This window comes from Affinirhizobium helianthi, assembly GCF_042680945.1.
Classification (GTDB): domain Bacteria; phylum Pseudomonadota; class Alphaproteobacteria; order Rhizobiales; family Rhizobiaceae; genus Neorhizobium; species Neorhizobium helianthi.
The window spans coordinates 140,725-162,569 of record NZ_JBHUEQ010000015.1 but is presented as its reverse complement, the minus strand read 5'-3'; the positions used below and the strand labels follow the sequence as shown (position 1 = coordinate 162,569).

The 21,845-nt window shown below is 56.7% G+C and carries 21 protein-coding genes; 8 read left to right on the top strand and 13 right to left on the bottom strand.

From position 1 onward, the window contains the following. Window positions 1-2 precede the first annotated feature (2 nt). Entirely contained in the window at window positions 3-1,058 is a 1,056-nt protein-coding gene (locus tag ACFSE1_RS08410; protein ID WP_377399208.1) for an ornithine cyclodeaminase, read from the bottom strand. A gap of 122 nt (window positions 1,059-1,180) precedes the next feature. Between ACFSE1_RS08410 and ACFSE1_RS08405 the strand changes: the two genes are divergently transcribed. From ACFSE1_RS08405 to ACFSE1_RS08385, 5 genes are all read left to right on the top strand, one after another. Beyond that, entirely contained in the window at window positions 1,181-1,633 is a 453-nt protein-coding gene (locus ACFSE1_RS08405) for an Lrp/AsnC family transcriptional regulator (RefSeq protein WP_377399205.1), read from the top strand. Between the two features lie 151 nt (window positions 1,634-1,784). Further along, window positions 1,785-2,204, top strand: a complete 420-nt coding sequence (locus ACFSE1_RS08400) for an RbsD/FucU family protein (protein ID WP_377399202.1) — start codon at window positions 1,785-1,787, stop codon at window positions 2,202-2,204. Between the two features lie 143 nt (window positions 2,205-2,347). Further along, a complete protein-coding gene (locus ACFSE1_RS08395) occupies window positions 2,348-3,406 on the top strand; it encodes an LLM class flavin-dependent oxidoreductase (RefSeq protein ID WP_377399199.1) in 1,059 nt (352 codons plus the stop codon). Between the two features lie 97 nt (window positions 3,407-3,503). Continuing rightward, window positions 3,504-4,259 carry an SDR family oxidoreductase gene (locus ACFSE1_RS08390; protein ID WP_377399196.1) on the top strand — a complete coding sequence of 252 codons (756 nt, stop codon included), beginning with the start codon at window positions 3,504-3,506 and terminating at the stop codon, window positions 4,257-4,259. Beyond that, window positions 4,228-4,764 (top strand): gluconokinase, encoded by a 537-nt coding sequence (locus ACFSE1_RS08385; RefSeq protein ID WP_377399193.1) that lies wholly within the window; start codon window positions 4,228-4,230, stop codon window positions 4,762-4,764. Before ACFSE1_RS08390 ends, ACFSE1_RS08385 begins: the two co-directional genes overlap by 32 nt. Window positions 4,765-4,771: 7 nt before the next feature. On the opposite strand, the gene ACFSE1_RS08380 is transcribed toward ACFSE1_RS08385, so the two are convergent. Continuing rightward, a complete protein-coding gene (locus ACFSE1_RS08380) occupies window positions 4,772-6,223 on the bottom strand; it encodes an aminotransferase class V-fold PLP-dependent enzyme (protein ID WP_377399190.1) in 1,452 nt (483 codons plus the stop codon). Window positions 6,224-6,324: 101 nt separating this feature from the next. On the opposite strand from ACFSE1_RS08380, the gene ACFSE1_RS08375 reads away from it, so the two are divergent. After that, window positions 6,325-6,804, top strand: coding sequence for an Lrp/AsnC family transcriptional regulator (locus tag ACFSE1_RS08375; protein ID WP_377399187.1), 480 nt, complete (start codon window positions 6,325-6,327; stop codon window positions 6,802-6,804). Window positions 6,805-6,902: 98 nt separating this feature from the next. Then, window positions 6,903-7,679 carry a DUF1194 domain-containing protein gene (locus ACFSE1_RS08370; RefSeq protein ID WP_377399184.1) on the top strand — a complete coding sequence of 259 codons (777 nt, stop codon included), beginning with the start codon at window positions 6,903-6,905 and terminating at the stop codon, window positions 7,677-7,679. A 96-nt stretch (window positions 7,680-7,775) separates the two neighbouring features. Here ACFSE1_RS08370 and ACFSE1_RS08365 read toward each other — a convergent pair whose 3' ends face one another. From ACFSE1_RS08365 to ACFSE1_RS08350, 4 genes are all read right to left on the bottom strand, one after another. Then, entirely contained in the window at window positions 7,776-8,558 is a 783-nt protein-coding gene (locus ACFSE1_RS08365) for an SDR family oxidoreductase (protein WP_377399181.1), read from the bottom strand. 76 nt (window positions 8,559-8,634) lie between these two features. Beyond that, window positions 8,635-8,844, bottom strand: a complete 210-nt coding sequence (locus ACFSE1_RS08360; protein WP_377399178.1) for a hypothetical protein — start codon at window positions 8,842-8,844, stop codon at window positions 8,635-8,637. 12 nt (window positions 8,845-8,856) lie between these two features. Next, window positions 8,857-9,042: a hypothetical protein gene (locus tag ACFSE1_RS08355; RefSeq protein WP_377399175.1), complete on the bottom strand. Its 186-nt coding sequence runs from the start codon at window positions 9,040-9,042 to the stop codon at window positions 8,857-8,859. 242 nt (window positions 9,043-9,284) lie between these two features. Beyond that, window positions 9,285-10,214, bottom strand: coding sequence for a glutaminase (locus ACFSE1_RS08350; RefSeq protein ID WP_377399172.1), 930 nt, complete (start codon window positions 10,212-10,214; stop codon window positions 9,285-9,287). Between the two features lie 186 nt (window positions 10,215-10,400). Between ACFSE1_RS08350 and ACFSE1_RS08345 the strand changes: the two genes are divergently transcribed. Next, complete coding sequence (locus ACFSE1_RS08345) at window positions 10,401-11,060, top strand: peroxiredoxin (protein WP_377399170.1); 660 nt, start codon at window positions 10,401-10,403, stop codon at window positions 11,058-11,060. A 47-nt stretch (window positions 11,061-11,107) separates the two neighbouring features. Here the strand turns inward: ACFSE1_RS08345 and ACFSE1_RS08340 are convergent, their stop codons facing one another. The 7 genes from ACFSE1_RS08340 to ACFSE1_RS08310 form a co-directional block, all read right to left on the bottom strand. After that, window positions 11,108-12,622, bottom strand: a complete 1,515-nt coding sequence (locus ACFSE1_RS08340) for an acetyl-CoA hydrolase/transferase family protein (protein WP_377399168.1) — start codon at window positions 12,620-12,622, stop codon at window positions 11,108-11,110. Window positions 12,623-12,726: 104 nt separating this feature from the next. Continuing rightward, window positions 12,727-14,358: a GNAT family N-acetyltransferase gene (locus ACFSE1_RS08335; protein WP_377399166.1), complete on the bottom strand. Its 1,632-nt coding sequence runs from the start codon at window positions 14,356-14,358 to the stop codon at window positions 12,727-12,729. 53 nt (window positions 14,359-14,411) lie between these two features. After that, the gene (locus tag ACFSE1_RS08330) at window positions 14,412-14,903 is read right to left on the bottom strand and encodes a hypothetical protein (RefSeq protein WP_377399163.1); all 492 of its coding nucleotides are present in this window, start codon (window positions 14,901-14,903) and stop codon (window positions 14,412-14,414) included. A gap of 7 nt (window positions 14,904-14,910) precedes the next feature. Next, on the bottom strand, window positions 14,911-16,257 hold the full coding sequence (locus ACFSE1_RS08325; RefSeq protein ID WP_377399160.1) for an HlyD family type I secretion periplasmic adaptor subunit: 1,347 nt from the start codon (window positions 16,255-16,257) through the stop codon (window positions 14,911-14,913). Between the two features lie 5 nt (window positions 16,258-16,262). Then, a complete protein-coding gene (locus ACFSE1_RS08320; protein WP_377399793.1) occupies window positions 16,263-18,326 on the bottom strand; it encodes a type I secretion system permease/ATPase in 2,064 nt (687 codons plus the stop codon). Window positions 18,327-18,408: 82 nt separating this feature from the next. Continuing rightward, on the bottom strand, window positions 18,409-20,472 hold the full coding sequence (locus ACFSE1_RS08315; RefSeq protein WP_377399157.1) for a hypothetical protein: 2,064 nt from the start codon (window positions 20,470-20,472) through the stop codon (window positions 18,409-18,411). Window positions 20,473-20,612: 140 nt separating this feature from the next. Further along, on the bottom strand, window positions 20,613-21,563 hold the full coding sequence (locus tag ACFSE1_RS08310) for a fibrinogen-binding protein (protein ID WP_377399154.1): 951 nt from the start codon (window positions 21,561-21,563) through the stop codon (window positions 20,613-20,615). Between the last annotated feature and the right edge of the window lie 282 nt (window positions 21,564-21,845).

The window sequence follows — 21,845 nt, the reverse complement described above, 5'->3', positions numbered from 1 at the left end:
GGTTAAGAGGCCTCTCCCGCTCGCACCAGCATGCCGAAAAGATCACGCGGATCGTCAGGATCGGCAATCATATCCAGTTCCTGATAGAAATCGGTGCCGCGAATTTTCTCGCGGATATAGCGGATGGCGGAGAAGTCTTCGATCGCGAAGCCAACGCTATCGAAAAGCGTGATCTGGTCGGGATCTTTCCGACCCTTCGCCTCCCCTGCAATCACACGCCATAACTCGGTTATGGGATAATCCTTCGGCATCTGCTGAATCTCACCCTCGATCCATGTCTGCGGCGGATATTCGACAAAGGTATCGGCACGCATCAAAATGTCAGGATGCAGTTCCGTCTTGCCCGGGCAATCGCCGCCGATGGCATTGATGTGAACCCCGGTACCGATCATGTTATCCGTCAGAATTGTCGCATAGGCTTTATCCGCGGTGCAGGTCGTAATGATCTGCGCGCCTTCGATCGCCTCCTGGGAACTTGCGCAGGCACTGATCTTCAGGCCCGTTGCGCGCAAGTTCGCCTCGGCCTTTCGTGTGGCCTTGGGATCGAGATCGTAGAGCTTGACATGATCGATGCCGAGGACAGCGCGCATAGCAAGTGCCTGAAATTCGCATTGAGCGCCATTGCCAATAATCGCCATGGTTTTCGATCCGGCGGGCGCCAGGTGCCGCGCTGCCATGGCGGAAGTGGCGGCCGTTCTAAGCGCGGTCAGCAAGGTCATCTCCGTCAGGAGAAGTGGGTATCCGGTTGGCACATCGGCAAGCAGACCGAAGGCTGTCACGGTTTGCAGCCCACGCTTCATGTTTTGAGGGTGCCCGTTCACATATTTGAAACTGTAGATCTGGCCATCGGAAGTCGGCATCAGTTCAATGACACCGTCTTCGGAGTGCGAACCAACGCGCGGCGTCTTGTCGAAGGCTGCCCAGCGCAGGAAATCCGCCTCAATTTCGTTCGCCAATTCGCGCAGAACCGTTTCGACGCCGATATGGTGCACGAGGCGCATCATGTTCTCGACGCTGACAAATGGCACCAGAGCGAGCTTGGACGGCGCTATGTGCATGAGTTCCTCCTTGATTACCTCTTCCCTTGGAAGGATAGATCTAGCCTCAGGTCACAAAACAGGGCAAAGCTGTGTGAAAAACGCTAGCTTTCTAGGCAGTTTGAAAAGCAGGATTCGACAGAATGACCATGAATGGTGGCCCTCGTCAGCATTATGTGCCTGATGAACTGGACAGGCAACTGATCGCTCAACTGCGCATCGATGGACGGGCGTCACTGTCCAAACTGGCAGATGTGCTGGGAGTTGCACGGGGCACCGTGCAGAACAGGCTGGAGCGCCTTCAGGAAACGGGTATCCTGCTCGGCTTCACAATCCGGGTGCGGGAAGAATTCGATTCACAATCCATACATGCGATCATGATGATCGAAGTGACCGGCAAGACAACCAGCCACGTGATTCGAAAGCTGCGAGGAATAAGCGAGATCCACAGCTTGCACAGCACGAACGGCAACTGGGACCTGATCGCCCAAATCCGCGCCGCCAATCTGGCGGAATTCGATCGCGTCTTACGGGAAGTGCGCATGATCGACGGCGTTACCAATAGCGAAACCAGCCTGCTTCTCAGCAGTGTCTGACCTGTTGCGCATTCAGCCCATGTAGCACGCACAGAGAGATTTGCTGGCACCCCCAAAGCCAGTCGCAGAGCCGGGCCGGCTGCTTGACCTTGCCAGTACCAAACCGATAACTTCCACCGCGCTTTCGAGCTGCAATGGAGGAGACTTGCTCATGCTTATCAATATCGACCCGCTTCTATCCCCGGACTTACTTCATACTCTTCGCGCGATGGGGCATGGAGATGAAATCGCGGTGGTCGATGCCAATTTTCCGGGAACGACGAATGCGCAACGGCTTATTCGCCTCGATGGAATCAGTGTGACAGAGGCAACGAAGGCCATCCTTTCCGTTCTGCCGCTCGATGAATTCGTGGATGTGCCGGTTCACACAATGGAGGTTGTCGGCAAGGCCGAAGACGTGCCCCCCGCCGTAGCGGAGCTTCGTGCCATCGTCGGAGACCGGGCACAGTGCAGCACACTGGAGCGCTTTGCCTTCTATGCGCGCGCCAGGGAGTGCTTTGCCATTGTCCAGACGGGCGAAACCCGCCTCTATGGCAATGTCATCCTCAAGAAGGGCGTTGTGCGCCTTTAAGGCGTGGGCGCCTCATATCCTTCAAGCATCGTCTTTTCGAAGAATAATCTCCCGCGCGACTGCAATGGGGATCAGCGTTTCTTATCGGGTGCGCATGTTGGCTGTTATTCATGCCGATAAATGCCAAGGAGGATTGGGCAAGCATGACATCCGGCTGTGAAATCGCGTGGTTTTCCGCGCTGTGCGACGACGACTACGAGTATCTGGGCGTGGCTGATCGCCGGCTGCAATCGAGCTTCGAACACTGTCGGGATCTCGTGTTGCAGGCCGAAACCGGGGGCTTCGACAACATCCTCCTGCCTTCAGGCTACGCCTTGGGCATAGACACCACTGCCTTCGCCTCAGCGATGGCTGTTTTAACGCGCCGCATCAAGCTCTTGATGGCCTTGCGCATGGGAGAAGCCTGGCCCGCGCAACTGGCGCGGCAGATCGCCACTATTGATCGCATGGCAGGGGGGCGGCTGGCGGTCAACATCATCTCCAGCGATCTGCCGGGAGAGACCTTGGCGAGTGGCCCGCGCTACCAGCGGACGATCGAAGCCATGTCCATTCTCAGGACACTGTTAAACGGCCAACCGGTCGATCATGATGGAGACTTCTGGAAGCTGAAAATCGATCCACCGCGCATAACGACATTGAGCGGTCAATGCCCTCAGTTTTATTTCGGCGGCCTTTCGGAGGATGCGCGCAACGCTGCCGCACATGGAGCCGATGTATACCTGATGTGGCCCGACAGGATGGATGCAGTTCGCAACATCATCAGAGATCTGCGCAGCCGCGCAGCCAAGCTGGGCCGCAGCCTCCGCTTTGGCTATCGCGTACATGTCGTGGTGCGTGAAACCGAGGAAGAGGCGCGCGCGGCGGCAGACCGTTTGCTCTCCAAACTGGACGACGCAACAGGCGCCGCAATCCGGGCCAAATCGCTTGATAGCCAGTCCGCTGGCGTGCGGCGTCAGGCGGAACTGCGGGAGCAATCCAGCAATGACGGCTATGCAGAAGATAACCTCTGGACAGGCATCGGCCGCGCTCGCTCAGGCTGCGGTGCAGCCATTGTCGGCGATCCCGACCAGGTTCTGGCGAAGCTGAAGGCCTACCAGAGGGAAGGCATTGAAGCCTTCATACTGTCCGGTTATCCGCATGCAAGCGAAGCCGATCTCTTTTCCAGATATGTGCTACCCAACATCGAACACGCGCCACTGTAGCGCACGGACTTTCAGACCGTGCCTTTTCCACAATAGACGGGCTGGAATATTTGTGGATGCTCACTAGTTTGAACCAGATCAATCGACGGGAAACAGTGTGAGCATCCAACTTTTCGATCTGCGCGGAAAGCGCGCCCTCATCACAGGCTCATCGCAGGGTATTGGCTTTGCGCTCGCCAAGGGACTTCAGGAGGCCGGGGCCGAAGTCGTCCTGAATGGCCGCGACGAGGTCAAATTGAAAGCTGCCGCCGCTGAACTGGGCGGCGTCGCGATCCTTCCGTTCGATGTCACGGATCATCAGGCCGTACGCGACGCAATCGATGCATTCGAGGCGCAGACGGGTTGCTTCGATATTCTGGTCAACAATGCCGGCATGCAGCATCGCACGCCGCTGGAAGACTTCCCCGCGGATGCGTTTGAGCGACTGATGCGAACCAATGTCTCATCGGTCTTCAATGTCGGCCAGGCCGTTGCCAGACACATGATCAAACGCGGACGCGGAAAGATCGTCAATATTGCCAGCGTTCAAACGGCACTTGCCCGTCCTGGCATAGCGCCCTACACCGCAACCAAGGGCGCGGTTGCCAATCTGACAAAAGGCATGGCGACCGACTGGGCCAGATATGGCCTGCAATGCAATGCCATTGCTCCCGGCTATTTCGAAACGCCGCTGAATGCGGCTCTGATGGGCGATCCTCAATTTTCCGCCTGGCTGGAAAAGCGCACACCGGCTGGCCGATGGGGCAAGGTCGAGGAACTTGTCGGAGCCTGCATCTTTCTGGCTTCAAACGCATCATCATTTGTGAATGGACACGTGCTTTATGTCGATGGCGGAATCACAGCTTCACTCTAAGATGCCGCTGCGCATGGTTCTCATGGGCGTTGCCGGTTCTGGAAAATCCACCGTGGGTGAAGCGCTGGCCAAGCGGCTTGGCGCAACCTACTACGATGGCGACGACCTGCATCCTCAGGCAAATATCGAGAAAATGAGCCGCGGCGAGCCTCTGACGGATGAAGATCGCTGGCCTTGGCTGACCAAGGTGGGAGAGCGTCTGGGCGAAGCCGGGGACACGCTGATCATCGGCTGCTCCGCCCTCAAGCGCATTTATCGCGATCACATTCGCGAAAAGGCTGGAGCAACAGTGGTTTTCATCCATCTGTCGGGAAGCCGTAAGGTGATCGAAAGCCGCATGGGCGCGCGCACCGGCCATTTCATGCCAACCTCACTGCTGGACAGCCAGTTTGCCACCCTGGAAGTGCCAGGTGAAGATGAGCATGCCGTAACCGCCGACATTGACCAGTCACTCGACGATGTCGTGCGTGAAATCGTCGAGAAGCTGGAAGCCTACCGGGCCTGATCGTCGATCAGGCGGCCTTCGGGAAGAAGATCGCACGGCTGGGATCGAAACCATAAAGAGGCGCATAGTCCGCAGCGTCGCCCGCGAGTTGGGAGACGCTGCGCAGGATGAAGTCCACTTTCTCGTCCTCCAGCAGCACAGACAGATTGAGGCGCACGAAACCGGGTTTTTCCATCTCTTCGCCAGCCAGAATAGCCGCGCGAAGACGTGCCGATTCATCATCGCTGATGTTGAGCAGGCGATGCACGTAAGGGCCGGCGCAGGCACATCCGCCGCGAGCCTGTATGCCAAACCGATCGCTCAGCATCCGCGTGGCAAGCTGCTGGTGCACATAGCCGCCATTCCCATCTCGCAAACGGAAGGAGAAGATAGGCAAGCGCCGCATGGCGAGGTCGCCGAGCAATTCAATATTTTGGTTCTCGGCCCAGGCGCCGAAAGCACGCCGCACCAGCTCGGCATTGCGTGTCGCCAGACGCTCAGAGCCGATCACATGCTTTACAATGAATGCCAGCGCGGCCCGAATGTCACCCACCACATTGGGCGTTCCGGCCTCCTCTCGGGCCTCGAGGCCTTGTGCATAGTCGTGGCCCTGCGACGATACGAAACGGACGGTGCCGCCACCCGGCCAGGTGGGCAAATCGCAATCTACCGCATCGCGGCGAACAATAAGGATCCCGGAAGCGCCCGGTCCGCCGATGAATTTGTGCGGAGACGCGATGATGGCATCAATCTCCGCACCCTCTTCCGGCACCATCGAGATCGGCAGGTAGGGTCCACCACCGGCATAATCCCAGATCATCCGCGCCCCGGCATTCTTCACAATCCGCGTCAGCCCGGCGACATCGGCAATGATACCAGTCACGTTCGACGCGGCAGAAAAACTACAGATTACACGATCATAACCGCTGGATGCCGCCAATTGTCTGGCAAGAGCATCAGGGTGCGGCCCACCGTCTGGCCCTTCCGGCAGCTCAACAATCTCGGCACCGGATTCCCGCCAGGGCAAGATATTGGAGTGGTGCTCGTAGGGACCAAGCAGGACCAGGGTTCGTTCGCGGTCGGCACCAAACAGGCGCACAAGCCGATTGATACCCGCAGTCGCCCCCGACCCGGCGAATATGACCGCATGACGGGCATCCGCACCGCATAGTTCAGCGATCTTTGCGCGGGCCTCGCGCCGGAGGCGGGTCATCATGCCGCCGCAGTAGGAAGCTTCCGTATGGCTATTGGCATAGAATGGCAGAACGTCTTCCAGGATGAATTGCTCGACCTGCATCAGGGCCCTGCCTGACGCGACATAATCCGCATAGACGAGCGGCTTCCTGCCAAACGGACCCTCGATTTCCGCATGACGGCCCACGAGGCCGCGCGCCAGTTCGCTCATCACGTCTCCCGATCCCAGCCTCTCCTCGAATGCCGATAGAAGGCTCGTGCTGCTTGACCTGGTATGCGCGTTCATGCCGTTCCCTCGCGGTTTCTTTTGCTTGAACGGAAGATAGAGGTTGTCAGCATGAGATTTCTTCACCTAAATAATCGCATAACCTCCTTTTAGTGTGTCAAATGACCCAACAAGCTCCGCAAATTGACGCGATTGATCGACGCATTCTCACCTGCTTGCAAATCAATGGCAGCCTTTCACAGAGAGAGCTGGCAGAGCAGGTTGGACTTTCGCAGAACGCCTGCTGGAGAAGGCTGCAACGGCTCCAGGACAGCGGAATCATCACCGGTTCGCAGGCGGCAGTGGATCTTCCAGCAGTCGGGCTGGATCTGACTGTGTTTGTGATGATCCGGACCCGCCATCATTCCAAGGAATGGTCGGAGGAATTCCGCAAGCATGTCGAGAAACTGCCAGAGGTGGTGGACTTCTATCGCATTGGCGGCGACTGGGATTATCTGCTGAAGGTGGTAACCCGCGGCATGCGTGGCTATGACGCCTTCTACCAGAAACTCATCACCGATTTCGATTTCTCGACAGTGACCGGCTTCTTCTCCATGGAAGCCATTTTGCAAAATCGGCCCACCGATCTGACGCGGCTTTGACGAATTTCACAGAAATGTGAAATGCGCGCAGAAGAGGCAGGTCGCGCCCTCCCTCACCTGTGTTACAGTTGAAAAACTGAATGCTTGTGAGGATTGCCATGCTTGCCACACTTGCAGTTCTACTGGGCTTATCATCGCTTCAAGCGCTTCCGGTCGCCAAATCGGGTGACGAAGTGGATGTTGAACTTGTGCTGGCGGTCGATACCTCTCGTTCCATGGATTATGAGGAAATGCGCATCCAGCGGCAGGGTTACGTTGCCGCCCTGCAGCATCCCGATTTCATCAATGCTGTTCGCTCGGGGCTACTGGGACGCATTGCCCTGAGCTATTACGAATGGGCAGGCGAAGTTGACCCCTCTTCCGTTCTCGACTGGCAGATCGTGGAAAATGAGCAGGACGCCAAGGCATTTGCAGCAAGACTCGAGACCCGCCCTATCGTTACCCAGCGCAGAACCTCCATTTCGGCCGCGATCCTGTTCGGCACGGACAGCATCTTGCAAAACGGCTTCCAGGGACTTCGCAAGGTCATCGATGTATCGGGGGATGGGCCGAACAATCTGGGGTCGCCTGTTGAACCTGCGCGAGACATGGCCGTCGCATCCGGGATTGTGATCAACGGGCTTGCCCTCACCATTCGTCCCTCTGGCACGACAGGTGGCCTGGATAAATACTACAGGGATTGCGTGAGCGGCGGGCCAGGTTCATTCGTGTTGGCGGTTCGCAAGATCGAGGATTTTGAAGTGGCCGTTCGGCGAAAGCTCATCATGGAAATCAGCGGCCTGACCCCGCCTCCGACGGTCCAGAAGGTTGCGTCGGAGCCGAAGTCAGACTGTCTGATCGGTGAAAGCCAGTGGCGCGAGTTCTTTGATCGCTAGGGCCATAATTGCCTGCGGTTTGGCGTCCTTGCTACAGAATGGCCCCGTGAATAGCGCATTTCAAACGGCTCCGCTGCAACTGGAGTGCTCTGGCTCCTAACGAAGGAGACCCTGCCCCCCGTCAACATAGACATCCGTGCCGGTGACGTGCCGCGCCCCGTCGGAGACCAGGAAAGCGATGACCTCAGCCACATCGCGCGCCTTGCCCGCCTCGCCATCTGTGACAGGAATGTCTCCATGCGGCCATTCCACGGGAATTTGCGTCTCCTCCAAGCCACGTCTTTGGGTATTGTCTTCGATCTCAGTATCGATCTTGCCGGGGCAGACGGCATTGATGCGGATGTGATGCTTGCCGAGTTCCAGCGCGAGCTGCTTTACCATGGCAACCTGCGCTGCCTTGGTCGCGGAATAGGCCGTGGCACCAGGAGAGGTAAAGGTGCGATTACCGTTGATCGACGACACGATGACGATAGCCCCGCCCGATTGCCGCTTGAGGTGAGGCACCGAATGGTGGAGCGTCAGATAGGTCCCCCGCAAGTTGACGGAAATGGTCTTGTCCCATTCCTCCGGCTTCAGATCATCGATCGGTGCCCAGACGCCGTTTACGCCCGCATTGGCCACGACGATGTCCAGAGCCCCGAAACGACGAACAAGCGCTTCCACCGCCAAGGCGACCTGCCCTTCATCCGCAACATCCGCTTCAAAGGCTTCTGCCTCTCCGCCGGCTTTGCGAATTTCCTGAACAACCTCATCCAGTTCGCTAGGCGTCCGGCTGACAAGGCCAACGCTGGCCCCCGCCTTTGCCAGAGCCACTGCCGCTGCGCGGCCGATGCCGGATCCGGCACCGGTAACAAGAGCGATCTTTGAGTTCAAAGCCATGATCAAACCTCTTCTATGATTGCGAAGAGGCTGAACGGCCTTGAAGTTGCAGAGTTCCGGCCCGATGCGTCACAAATCAGGCGGGGTGGCTCCCACCACCCTTGCGACTTGGATCATGCGTGTGATGCTTGTCCTTTTCACCGCCACCGCCCGAAACCTGGCTCCGCGCACGGCCGTCCTGATCCGATCCCGGTTTCTTCACATCCAGAGGTGCCTTGGCGTTTTCATGGGATGAGCCGGGTCCACCCTGGCGGATGGTGGAGGGGCTTTTGCTCGATGTACTCATGGTATCGCACTCCTATCGATCCTGCTGATAGCCCTGATTGGTCGTATTGACCTTGATGTTTCCCTGTCGTCCCTGGCGATCGAAATTCTTCGATCCCGGATCGGTCTTTGCTTCCATGCCCTTGTCAGTCACGGGAGCTTCGCCATTGCCCTTATCGCTTCGGTTTTCCTCTGGGATCGGTGGAAGTCTACTGTTCATCACAAGCCTCGCTTCTTTCCTTGGATTGAATGACCCAACTGCCGGAAGGAGGCGAGGTTCCGAATAGCGCGCAAACTGAATGAGAGAGGAGCGCACAATCCGCGCTCCTCTCTCTGCCGCATCTCCCGGTAGGGAAGATCTTAATCTTGGGATGGATCGCGCCAAGATGGGCCTATCTGGCGTGAAGGCAATGTCTTGCGTTGACGAAATAATTTTCGTTGCAAAATTGCCGCTCAGGATGATCAGGCCCCGAACACAGACCAGCCAGTTCGTGCTGCAAGCATTTCAAGCGCCAGAGAGCCCACCAGAGAATTGCCGTTGTGATTGAGACCGGGAGACCACACGGCCATTGCTGCCTTGCCTGGAGCAACTGCCATGATACCGCCACCCACGCCACTCTTGCCGGGCAAGCCAACATGATAGGCAAAGTCTCCGGAACCATCGTAGTGCCCGCAAGTCAGCATCAAAGCATTGATGCGCCGGGCACGCTGACTGGATACGACCGTATGGCCCGTCAGCGGATTCTTGCCGTTGGCAGCGAGGAAAAGGCCCGCGCGGGCGAGCTGCGTGCAGCTCATCGCCAGCGCACATTGATGGAAATACACGCCCAGCACATGATCGACAGGATGCTGCAGCTTGCCGAAGGATTTCATGAAATTGGCGAGGGCCAGGTTGCGATAGCCGGTCGCGGCCTCCGATTTCGCCACTTCCGGATCGATGGCGATGCTGGGATCGTCTGCCAGATATTGAACAAAGCGCACAATCTCGCCAATGGCTTCGCGCGGCGTGTGTCCTGCCAGCACCAGATCGCTGATGACAATCGCCCCGGCATTGATGAAAGGATTTCGTGGCTTGCCGCCTTCATGTTCCAGCTGGACAATGGAATTGAAGGCCGACCCCGAAGGCTCACGCCCCACCCTGTTCCAGGTCGCTTCGCCATGTTTTCCCAGCGCTAGTGTCAGCATAAAGACCTTCGACACGCTCTGTATGGAAAAGGCCTCGTCACAATCTCCCGATTTGAACACATTGCCGTCCAGATCGATGACAGCAATGCCGAACTTGTCCTGATCCACCCGCGCAAGAGAAGGAATGTAATCTGCAACTCTGCCCTCGCCGGTACGCGGCTTCAACGTATGATGAATTTCTTCAACAAGCGCCTGAAGATCGGTCATGAGAAGGCGAACTCCGCTTCGAACATCCTGCGCCTCTATGGCCTATCGAGCCGGTGTCCTGCAAGCGGCAGGAGAGATGGATGAAAATTTTCGCAAATCCGCTCTTAACGCAATTGCCGCCCTCGAAACCTCTGGCACATGGCTTATCTTGTCCCCAGTAAAAACTGTAACTTATGGAGCATGCCCGTGTCGCTGCGTATTAATGATCTCGCCCCGGACTTCACGGCGGAAACCACTGCCGGACAGATCAACTTTCATGAGTGGATCGGCAATGGCTGGGCGGTTCTGTTTTCCCACCCCAAGAACTTCACCCCGGTCTGCACGACCGAACTGGGCACAATGGCCGGGCTTGAAGGGGAGTTCGCCAAGCGTGGCGTGAAGATCATCGGCATTTCCGTTGACCCGGTTGAAAGCCATGGCAAGTGGAAGGACGATATTCGCACCGCCACAGGTTTCGACGTCAACTATCCGCTGATCGGCGACAAGGACCTGAAGGTCGCCAAGCTCTATGATATGCTGCCAGCCAGCGCAGGAGACAGTTCGGAAGGCCGCACACCTGCAGACAATGCGACCGTGCGTTCCGTTTACGTCATCGGGCCGGACAAGAAGATCAAGCTGATCCTGACCTATCCCATGACGACCGGCCGCAATTTCAATGAGATCCTGCGCGCCATCGATTCCATCCAGTTGACAGCCAAGCACCAGGTCGCCACGCCTGCCAATTGGCAGCAGGGTGACGATGTCATCATCACGGCAGCAGTTTCGAATGAAGATGCGATTGCGCGCTTCGGCTCCTTCGATACCGTCTTGCCCTATCTGCGCAAGACAAAACAGCCCGCCGGCTGAACCATTCCGCAGACAGGCCGCAGCGACGCTTGCGGCCTGTCCGACCTCTATTCTGCCGCCTCACTTCGCGCGGCATCCCGCATGGATCCGGTTTCCCGGCTGCGTGCGTGCCACGAAAGAGCCTCTTCCAGAATGTGGGGTGTATGCCCTCCCCTCTTCACAGCCCGCGTGAAGTAGTCGAGCAATTCCTCGCGATAACTCGGATGAGCGCAATTCCGGATGATTTCAACCGCTCTTTCTCGCGGTGCCAGTTCACGAATGTCGGCCAGTCCCTGCTCCGTGACAATGATATCCACGTCATGCTCTGTGTGGTCCACATGGGGAACCATAGGCACGATTGAGGAGATACGTCCGCCCTTCGCCAGAGATTTCGTGACAAAGATTGAAAGATAGGCGTTGCGGGCAAAATCACCCGAACCGCCAATCCCGTTCATCATGTGTGTTCCGTTCACATGGGTGGAATTGATATTGCCGTAGATATCCGCCTCCAGCGCCGTATTGATGCCAATCACACCAAGCCGCCGAATAACCTCCGGATGATTGCTGATTTCCTGCGGCCGCAACACGAGCCGATCCTTGTATCGGCGGAAATCCGCATAGACGCGTGCCGCGCAGGCCGATGAAAGTGTGATGGAGGAGCCGGAAGCAAAGCTCAGCTTGCCTGCATCGAACAGATCGAAGGTGCTGTCCTGCAGCACTTCGCTGTAAAGCCGCAAATGATGGAACGGGCCCGCAGCGAGCCCCGCCAGCACGGAATTCGCAATTGTGCCAATACCTGCCTGCAAAGGGTTCAGTGTCAGATCCAGCCTGCCGCATTGAACTTCCTTCTCGAAGAAACCAATGAGGTGATTGGCAATTGCCTGCGTGTCGTCATCCGCCGGTTCGACCGTGGAAAAGCTGTCCTTCTGCTCGGTTATCACAATCGCGGCGATTTTATCCGGGTCGATAGGGATGAAGGGCAAGCCGGCGCGGCTGTCACAGGCGGTGACGGGTATTGCCTCGCGCATAGGACGACGCGTCGGAATGTAGATATCGTGCAAGCCTTCCAGATCGAGCGTCTGAAGCAGGTTGATTTCCACGATGACCTTCTTGGCGAGAATGGCAAAACTGGCCGAGTTTCCGATGGAGGTGGATGGAATGATCCCGCCATCTTCACGAATGGCTGCAGCTTCAATGATTGCATAATCGATCGGCCCCAGCTGATGCGCCCGCAGATGCTCGACCGTTTCGGACAGATGCTGATCGACAAACATCACCTCACCGCGATTGATGGCGGCACGCAGGGTCGGATCCGTCTGGAAAGGCATTCGCCGGGCAAGCACATGCGCTTCCGTCAACATGCGGTCAATGTCATGCCCCAGGGATGCCCCGGTCAGAAGTGTGATCTTGAAGGGATCGGTCTTGGCACGCTCGGCCAGTGCAACCGGCACCGCCTTTGCATCTCCCGCGCGCGTGAACCCGCTCATGCCGATGGTCATCCCATCGCGTATCAGGCCTGCCGCCTCCCTCGGCGTCACGATCTTGTCCAATAGAGAGGGGCGTCTGATACGGTCTTCCAGCATTTCAATCATCCTGTCATCACGATGCCGTCCCTCCCATCGGCAACATTAATCACAGATGATGTCCTTGCGTTGACTGAAATCAAGTCATGACTTGTAAGATTTCTCTAATGTAAAATACGGGCCTCCGGCGGTGCCATCTCCGGCAGCTGCAGCGGCGTCAGGGAGGCCGTGTATTTCTGCGCTTGCGACAGCGCAATCTTCACCAGAGCCTTGCGAGCCTTTTCGACATGGAATCTATCGCTGGCGCTGGCGGTCTTGGCATTCGCAACCTCGGAAAGAATGAGAAAAGCCTCCTCTGTTCGCTGCATGGCAACCAGGGCAACGGCTCGTTTGTAGAGCGCCTCCAGATGCGAAGGGCAAACCCTGCAGATGGACCCGAAAGTCTCCTCAGCAAGCCTGTAGCTTTTCCGGGCGAGCCGCACATCGCCGAGCTTGAGAAGAACGGGAACGGGATCATCCACACGCGGGAGAAGAGCAAGCCATGCGGCTTCCGCCTTCGAGAGTGTTCCGCGATCAAACAGGAGATTGGCAAGGCCGAACTCCGCGCCACGGTGGCCGGGCGCCGATTGCAGAACCTGCCCGAAAGCGATTTCCGCCTCGTTCTTCTTCCCCTCAGTGTACAGCCTGAGGGCCTGCTCATACACAAAGCGAATGCTGCGGCTGTTCAAGCGCCCATGAGTGTTCATCCCGCTGCGTGAACGGAACAAAGTGGAGGTAAGACGATGTTCGGTTGAGCCATAGGCAAATTTGTAAGGCTCATTGCCGCGCAGGAAATCATAATAGCGGAAGCCCTCATCAATGGCGCGACGAATACAATGGGCGTGCAACATTTGGCCGGGAGCCGGATCGGACGCCCAGGTCAGGTCGCGGCCGGTAATATAGAAGAGAAGACGGCGCTTGTGTCGATCCAGAATATTGACGTTGACGCCCAGGGGCCTTTCGCCCTTCCAGAGCACGACAACATCCAGATCGCCGGCTTCCTCGCAGACCATCAGCATCTGACGCGTGCTTGCGATCATGCTTTCGGTCTTTTCACCCTTTTCCGCCGACCATCTTATGCGCCAGAAATGAAACAGAATATCGAGATCATGCTCCACCGTCGTTGGCGTGCTGTGCGTGATACGGTATTCGCTCTCGCTATCCATCCAGCGCAGATAGCGGCGCACCTCCTTACGGGTCCGGCTGCCAAGCGTGCCAGTCAGATACACGTCAAGATCGTCTGGCAGCGTGACCACCGGGCAAATGGTATTGTCGATACCGTCGCGAATGGGCGGTGCGCTATCGCGAAACATGATCAATGGCCCCTGTAGCGCCTTAACCAAAGCTTCACGCCTCTCGGGCGGTCCGACAAAATAATCGAACTTTACCTGATACCAACTCTGCCGCGCAAACCAGGTTGCAAATGCCTCAATGGCTTCCGGCTCGAATTCCGGCAGAGATATCAGGCCCGTGTAATCACAAGAGTAATTTCCGGCCATGTAGAATTCATCGACGAACATTCCCTTTTCATTCTGCCGGGTTTGCAGTCTCAAAGGAAAGAATGCCACATAGGGCGCGCCCCTCTTCTGCGCGCTGCGCGCAGCCAGAATCAGCCACCTCTGCTTTGATTTGAGAAAGCGGAAGAGGAAATCCCATGAGAGGAAATACTGGGCGTGCGGATCTGCCTGCCAGACCGCCTCCCAATCCCGTCGCGCCTGCGCAAAATCCTGTACGGTTTCAATGACATCTATATACACTGCCTGCCCCCTGCCCCTGACGCTGCTGAACAAAAATGTATGACGAGGTCGCCTCAGATCTCCCCCTTCAAATGAGGGCTTGCATGGATGAAGCGCCAAAGGGTCTGCGCGATATCGGCAATTTCGGCAATCGAACGCTCCAATTGCTCCAGCTCGCGTTCATCCAGCTCCTCCACCTTGCCGTACCGGACGGAATCCTCCGTCTCGACCAGCCGCATCAGCTGCGTGGCCGTCATTTCACCCTGCTCGTTGAAGGAATAGATGCTGTGATTGTATTTGTTGCGCACCTTGGAAGCGCGCTTGATGCGCGCCATAGCCACCAGAATTTCCTTCCGTTCCGCCTCTGGGGTCGAACGTCGCTTGGCCAGCCGCTCCACGAGATCGATACGGGCGCGCGTCGTGTTCAGTGTCAGGAAAACGATAACAGCCGTTTCCTTGTCCACCGCCATCAGATGCGTGATCACGTAGATCAGCAGACTTTCCGTATTGGTCCAGACATAGTTCAGACGGCCAACCTTGAGGAGAATATCCGGTACGTTCCCCATGGCTTACCTACCGTTCCAGAAACGCACGGGCCATACTGTCGGTCACCGGCTTGACGAGATAATCGAAGAAGGTGCGCTCGGAGGTCTGGATCAGAACATCGGCTGGCATTCCCGGCACCGGATGGAACTCGTGAATGCGGGCAAGCTCGCTTTCCGGCACCTCGACACGCACGATATAGACATCCTTCGGCACACCGACCGACACGTCCTCCACCGAGTCTGCCGAGACATAGAAGACCCGGCCGTTCAGAACAGGTGTCGTGCGCCGGTTCAACGATGACAGGCGGATCGCCGCTGGCTGGCCCTTGTGAATCTGGTCAATCGACGTGCGCAAAATCTGCGCCTCCACAATGAGAGGCACACCGGCTGGCAGAATTTCCATGATGGGTTTGCCGGTGGTGATAACGCCGCCAGCAGTGTGATAATAGGCCCGCACGACCGTTCCCGTCACCGGCGAACGGATTACGGTGCGCTCCAGCACACCTGCAGCCTCCACCATCTGCTCGCGCACACTGTCCAGATCGGCATCCGCCGTTTCCAATGCGTCGAGTGCCGCCTGCTTGGTCGCGTTCACATCGATCACAGCTTCCTGGTGGAACTTGTCGATCTGCGCCTCGGTCTCGTTGATCTCCCCCTGAAGACGGGAGATTTCACCCATAGCGTCTGCAACTGCCCGCTCAACGGCCATCAGGTCCATCTTGCGGGTGTGACCGATCTCGACCAGTTTGGCTTTGGCGTCGCGCTCTTCGGAAAGCAGTGCCAACTGCCGCTCGAAGCTTGCCTTCTGGCCTTGATAACCGGCACGCCGGAATTCAAGCGAGCGGATGTTTTTTTCGATGAGATTCAGCTGCTCTTCCAGCTTGATCCGCTTGCTGTTGAAAATCACCTGCTGGCTTTGGATAATGGCAGCAACATCGGGATCACCAGCCTCCCTTGTGACAATATCCGGCAAGGTCAGTTGCTTTAGGCCCTGAGCCTCCGCTCTCAACCGGACGACAACGGCCTCCAGCCGCAAGCGGCGCAGTTTCAGCGCGCGTTCATTGGAAAGGGCTGCGGTACGATCCAGCGTGAGCAGCACATCGCCCTCCTGCACGCGGTCTCCCTCCGCCACTTTCATATCCTGGATGATGCCGCCCTCAAGATGCTGAACGATCTTGTTATTGCCAGTAGCAACAAAGCTGCCTTGCGCAATAATGGCTGAAGCAAGCGGTGCCGTGCCAGCCCAAACACCGAACCCACCAAAGGTTGCGGCAAGAACGCCGAGGCCCAGCAAACAATGAAAGCGGATGGATCGGGGAACTTCTGCATACCATTCCGGTGCCGCAGCATTCTTGATGGAAAGACTTGCTGACATGATTATCACCGATCCTCGAGCCGCGACTGAGGGCGTTCACCCGCCCCGGATTTCCCGGAGAGTGCCTTCAAAACCTCGATCCGCTCGCCAAACATCGCAACCGAGCCATCCTTCAACACAAGGATCTTGTCCACGGCCTGCAGAAGCGCAGGGCGCTGCGTGATCGTGACGGTGGTAATGCCATGCTTCTTGGCGTGGAGAAGCGCATTCGCCAGAGCGTGTTCGCCTTGCGTATCCAGATTGGAATTGGGCTCATCTAGGACAACAAGCTTCGGGCTGCCGAAGAAAGCACGGGCGAGCGCAATGCGCTGCTTTTGCCCGCCGGATAGCGGCGCACCGTCGGATGCGACGACGGTTTCATAGCCTTGGGGAAAGCTGGCAATCAGTTCGTGCACATCGGCAAGAACCGCCGCCTCATAGATCTCACGATCATCCACATCATCGCGCATGCGGCTGATATTGGCTTTGATCGTACCGGGGAAGAGTTGAACATCTTGCGGCAGATAACCGATACTTTCGCCGAACTGCCGCTGATCCCAGTTGCGCAGATCCATCAGATCAAGGCGCACATTGCCAGAAGTGGGCAATATCGACCCAACCAGCATCTTGCCGAGCGTCGTCTTGCCGGACCCGGAATTTCCAATGATGGCAAGGGATTCCCCCTTCTTCAGCGAGAAGGAGATGCCATTCAGAATAACCTTCTTCTGCGGCGGCGGAACAAACAGAATGCGTTCGACTTCCAAACGGCCTTCCGGATTAGGCAGCCGCAGACGCGGGAAATTGAGAGGAGAATTCAACAGAAGCGCCTTGATGCGTCCGTAAGCTGAAGCTGACCGATTGAACTGGTGCCAGCCCTCTATGGCACCTTCAACGGGTGCGAGCGCCCGACCGGAAACAATCGATGCGGCGATAACCATGCCACCGGTCAATTCGCCAGAGAGCGAGAGATGCGCGCCCCAGCCGAGCAGGGCAACCTGCGTGATCATTCGCGCCGCCTTGGAGAAGCCGGTGAAGACAATGTTTCGATCCTGCGCCGCAACATGCGCTTTCAGGGAACCGGCAGTATCATGCCCCCACATGCGCACAGCTTCCGGTATCATCGCCATGGCGTTGATGATCTGCGAATTGCGCGCCATGGATTCCAGATGAAAATTTGCCCTCGTCAGGTATCCGTTTGCTTCAGCAAATTGCTTTGCCGTGAATTTCTGGTTCAGCCAGGCGATGAGAAAAAGCACGGCACAACATGCCAGAATAATCATGCCGAGATGCGGATGGACGAGGTACACAACAATAACGAAGAGGGGCATCAAGGGCGCATCGAGAAAGGCAACCAGTGTTCCTGATGTCAGGAAGGTGCGAATTTGCTGAAGGTCCTGGAGGGTTTGATAATCCTTGCCAGAGCCATGCAAGGACGCACGCGCAGCCGCGCTCAGGATTGGCGCACCCAATTGCACCTCCATCTCGACTGCCGTTCGCATGAGAATGAAGCGGCGAATGGAATCCAGAAATGCCTGAAGAACCACGGCACCGAGAATGATGCTGGTCAGCATGATGAGGGTATCGATGGAGCGGCTGGTCAGAACCCGATCGGAAATCTGAAAGAGATAGAGAGGAATTGCGAGCACCAGCACGTTGATGGCAAGCGTGAACACCATCACGATTGCTATGTTGCGGCGGACGGTGCCGATGGCCTTTGCGAGGCTGACGGCAAAATTGGTGGGACCGCTTCGTTTGTGAAATCCGCTATGGCCACCACCGCCGCCGCCGCCTCCACCGCCATCAGGCGCTTTTCCATTGTCGCCATTGCCGGAGCCGGGCCGCAAATCCCTGAACTGAACAGGACCTTTATCGCCCTCTATCGTTTTACCAAGAGGCATGGTTGGCGAGATGCGCGCATCCACATCCGGGGCCTTGGCCGTTTCCTGCCTTCCAGCGCTGGAGAGTTGGCGAATATCATCGACAGCCTTGTCGATTGCCGAAATGCAAAGTTCAGTCAGCTGGTCATCGGTAGCAGACGGTTTATCGGAAGAGCCCGCGGCTGAATCGTTCGGAACGGGCTTTCCGGTGATCCACCGAGGTAATTGCGAGTTCACGATCAAATCCCCCAAATTTCAGCGAATAGGCTTAGCTGCTGGTCAAATCTTCTTTTGATCAGGCGATTGCGGTCTGCATTACATCCACGGGATGGGCGAGCGACCAGGACAGATCGTGCCCGCCATTGATGATGCCGTCCTGATTGGATGTCCCCTCCCCTGCCTCATCGCCCAGAAATGCGATCACTTCGTTCGCAAGACGGGGTAAAGTGGCTTGGGGAACAGTCTCGTCATCTTCGATAATGCCACTCTGGATCAGGACTGAATCCGAATAGAGCTGACCGCCAACATAGGTCGATCCGCCAAAGCTGTCGTAATCCATGATCGATGCGATGTTGACGACAGCATTGCTGCCCGTGTCGACGCTGATCGTTGCCCCAGGTGAATGGGAGGCAGCATCATTGGCCAGTTGCCGAACATGATCCGCATCGCCCAGCACGTTCACCTGTTTGACGACGGAAACCTCGTAGAGATTGCCGGTGATATAGAGAACGTCGAGATGGCTCAGTCCCTCGAAATTTTCGTTCTGGGCAAGCGAAGCGGGCATGGACGCATCACGATTTTCAATCGCATCCACCGCATCCCGCATGTCCTGTTGCACGGACTCGAAACGGTCGGGCATGCCGACTTCATGGATCGAAGCGCCGTTCCAGATGAGATTATTGCCAGTCTGCGCGGTAAAGCCTTCGCCGTAGCTCGCTGCGGATATCCAATCATTATCGTAGAGAACGGATATCTGGCTGATGATATTCATGTCCAGCACATTGCCGCCGACAATGACCAGGTCATATTGCAGGCTGAGACCCAGATAGGATGAGAGATTGACGACAGCATTTCCGCCGATGATGACCGATGTATCCGTGCCGGTGAAGGTCAGCTTCATCTGATCGTTATCTGTGACGAAGTTATATTGTTCGATCCACTGAACGAAGCTCACATCCCCGTCGACGACGCTGACCCTCCAGCTCTGAGGAAAAACGGGCTCGTCTTCACGAGAACTTTCGCTCTGCGACCCCGAGCTACCCCATTGCGACTGGGAAAAACTGGCGACATTGAGGGATGTTGTGCCGAGCGATTGATAGGGGTCGGACAGTACATCCTGACGGCTATCTCCACCCGCGGGATGAGAAATGCTGTCGTGGTCACTGTAGACGTAGGACTGACTGATGACATTCAGCTGGTGATAGTCACCCATCACAGTCAGCGTTGGAGTCACGATGCCAACGTTCGTCAGGTTGACGATGTTGGCAGAGACATTGGCGCCTGCAGCAACCACAAGCGTGTTATGGGCAGAGGAGTTTTCCTCGAGCGAGACATCGCTTTTTTCCGGTTTTCCGGATGGTGCTGCAATGCCCCTTTCCGGCATCAGATCATCCAGGACAGGCAGAGCCGATACCAGCTGTCCGTTTACGAAGACCCCGCTCAGGACCGGGCCTGCCGTCGCAAGAGAATGATTGCCCTGCTCCAGCGCATCCTCCGGAGATCCAGCAAGCTGACCCGGCTTATCGCCCGTGATAATCTCGGCAAACGCATGGCTTTTGCCCCAGATCGCCTGCAGCCCTTCGTAACCATCTGTCCGATGAAGTTCACTGAATGGCGTCTTTGCGGAAGCGAGGACGGTATAATCGTGTAAGCGCTGATTGACGAACTGCAGATCCACCGTGTCACGCAGGCTGTCGACCAGATTGAGGTAGTCGTCATCCTGCAGCAGGTTCACCTGCGCCATGTGAGAGAGAGCGGAACCCGGCCCGACGTAAACCTTAAGAACGTCTGGGACGTCAAGCGGCGGCGGTGTCATCGCTTTTGCGGCCGCTGGATCCAGGTCACCCGGAGAATTGGGGCTATCGGATTGTTTCTCTTGTTGATCGAGGCGTTGCGGAATCCACTTGGCAGGCATCAAGGTGAGATGCGGCCCTGCATACTTCACCTGCGGATTATAATCATCCAGGATGAGATCAGAAGCAAAATCCGGTGCAGAAGGTCCATCGACATCAGGCGATCTTGCGGGGGTATTGATGGTGCTTCCACCATTCGGGGTCACGCGCAGCCTCATTTCCTCGGTCACCATTTCGAAATGGCCGATGAAATGCGCGATCATGTCTGTGATCTTATCTGCGTACATGTTCCCGCCTCCCATGCATCATCCGAGCTATCCGCAGGTTCTTATTGCGGGGGTCACGATCATACATGTGCGTGTTGCGAGCGTTCATGCTGCACCGGCAGCGCTGTGCCGGTGCAGTCTTTCGTGCCTGTGAGAGTGCCTCAGGCGCCGGTGTCTTCACCGACAGTGCTGGTGTGCGAGTCACCGCCGATGACACTGCTGTCGATGGCGTTGCTCAGCATGTTTGCACCCTGCACGAACTCGAAGTGGAAGCCGGAATTGGCGAGGATAGCCGATGCATCTGCCGTGCTCGTGCCAGCTGCGTCGTCGCCTGCCTCGAGGTCCCAACCCTTGCCGTCCATGTCCATGCCAATAGCGCCATGCGCCTCGCCAGCATTGGCCGAGAGATGGTTTTCCGCACCGGCATTTTCCATGCGAACTTCCCAGGCAGCGTCCTGGTCAGCAAGATGGTTGGCCTGAACCGCGCTGAAGCCGGAGTCATTACCGTCTCCGTTCAGGGAATCGTTCAGGATATTGTCGACGTCGAGCGTGAACGAGAAGTCATCGCCAAGGTTGAAGGTCAGGTCGCCGCCCGCAATGCCGAGATTGCCGAAATCCTTGACATCTTCAAGCACCGCGAAGTCGGTATCGGCCTTGTTGTAGCTGCCGTTGGCCGTATCATCATCAGAGGTTGTGATTGTCTTGGTGTCGGTATCGATGTCGGTCTTAATGTCAGTCTCGGTATTGGTGCTGGTGACTGACTTGCTGTCATAGCTCCAGTCATAATCCGAGCTGACTTTCGTTTCGGTGTTGGTGATCACCTGGGTATCATTATCCGAGATATTGTCGTTGTCGGAATACGACTTGCTATCGTAATCCCAGTCATAGCTGTTGTCCCGGTTCGAACCGTTGTTCATTTCCAGGTTGGCCTTCAGGTCGAGGTCAACGCTGTTGTCGGTATTGTCGCGGTTGTCACCATTTGCCACGCCACCGACATAGCCCGTGGATCCTTCATCGACTTCGGTCGAATTGATCGCACTGTTTGCAAAGCCCTCTGCGAGCGCACCAACTGCAATATTGTTGGTTTCGTTTGAACCCATAGGAAACGGCATGCCACTCCTCCTTCGGAGAAAAATGGAGCGCGGACACTAATCCCGTTCATCTTTACTGGGATTCTCAGGTCTTAACGCTCCGATTTCAGAATGCAGGCCAACGCTGAACGAATAAAACCTGCGGCTACTTTATGTCCCTGAGCGCAAAAATCTGATCATGCCGGCACGCTATACGAGTGTTCGACACAGTCATTGTTGCATCTGGGCCATTTATATCGGGGACAACCATCGTTTTACTCAAAACCGTGATGGTGCCTTTCGACGCCGCAACTGAACTGCAAT

Bases quoted from the DNA above. Each gene is read 5' to 3' on its own strand.
- ACFSE1_RS08355 (WP_377399175.1), bottom strand. From the start codon at position 9,042: ATGAACAGTAGACTTCCACCGATCCCAGAGGAAAACCGAAGCGATAAG.
- ACFSE1_RS08315 (WP_377399157.1), bottom strand. From the start codon at position 20,472: ATGTACGCAGATAAGATCACAGACATGATCGCGCATTTCATCGGCCAT.
- ACFSE1_RS08410 (WP_377399208.1), bottom strand. From the start codon at position 1,058: ATGCACATAGCGCCGTCCAAGCTCGCTCTGGTGCCATTTGTCAGCGTC.
- ACFSE1_RS08405 (WP_377399205.1), top strand. From the start codon at position 1,181: ATGACCATGAATGGTGGCCCTCGTCAGCATTATGTGCCTGATGAACTG.
- ACFSE1_RS08375 (WP_377399187.1), top strand. From the start codon at position 6,325: ATGACCCAACAAGCTCCGCAAATTGACGCGATTGATCGACGCATTCTC.
- ACFSE1_RS08385 (WP_377399193.1), top strand. From the start codon at position 4,228: ATGTCGATGGCGGAATCACAGCTTCACTCTAAGATGCCGCTGCGCATG.
- ACFSE1_RS08310 (WP_377399154.1), bottom strand. From the start codon at position 21,563: ATGCCGTTTCCTATGGGTTCAAACGAAACCAACAATATTGCAGTTGGT.
- ACFSE1_RS08350 (WP_377399172.1), bottom strand. From the start codon at position 10,214: ATGACCGATCTTCAGGCGCTTGTTGAAGAAATTCATCATACGTTGAAG.
- ACFSE1_RS08360 (WP_377399178.1), bottom strand. From the start codon at position 8,844: ATGAGTACATCGAGCAAAAGCCCCTCCACCATCCGCCAGGGTGGACCC.
- ACFSE1_RS08370 (WP_377399184.1), top strand. From the start codon at position 6,903: ATGCTTGCCACACTTGCAGTTCTACTGGGCTTATCATCGCTTCAAGCG.
- ACFSE1_RS08365 (WP_377399181.1), bottom strand. From the start codon at position 8,558: ATGGCTTTGAACTCAAAGATCGCTCTTGTTACCGGTGCCGGATCCGGC.
- ACFSE1_RS08380 (WP_377399190.1), bottom strand. From the start codon at position 6,223: ATGAACGCGCATACCAGGTCAAGCAGCACGAGCCTTCTATCGGCATTC.
- ACFSE1_RS08325 (WP_377399160.1), bottom strand. From the start codon at position 16,257: ATGTCAGCAAGTCTTTCCATCAAGAATGCTGCGGCACCGGAATGGTAT.
- ACFSE1_RS08330 (WP_377399163.1), bottom strand. From the start codon at position 14,903: ATGGGGAACGTACCGGATATTCTCCTCAAGGTTGGCCGTCTGAACTAT.
- ACFSE1_RS08400 (WP_377399202.1), top strand. From the start codon at position 1,785: ATGCTTATCAATATCGACCCGCTTCTATCCCCGGACTTACTTCATACT.
- ACFSE1_RS08395 (WP_377399199.1), top strand. From the start codon at position 2,348: ATGACATCCGGCTGTGAAATCGCGTGGTTTTCCGCGCTGTGCGACGAC.
- ACFSE1_RS08340 (WP_377399168.1), bottom strand. From the start codon at position 12,622: ATGCTGGAAGACCGTATCAGACGCCCCTCTCTATTGGACAAGATCGTG.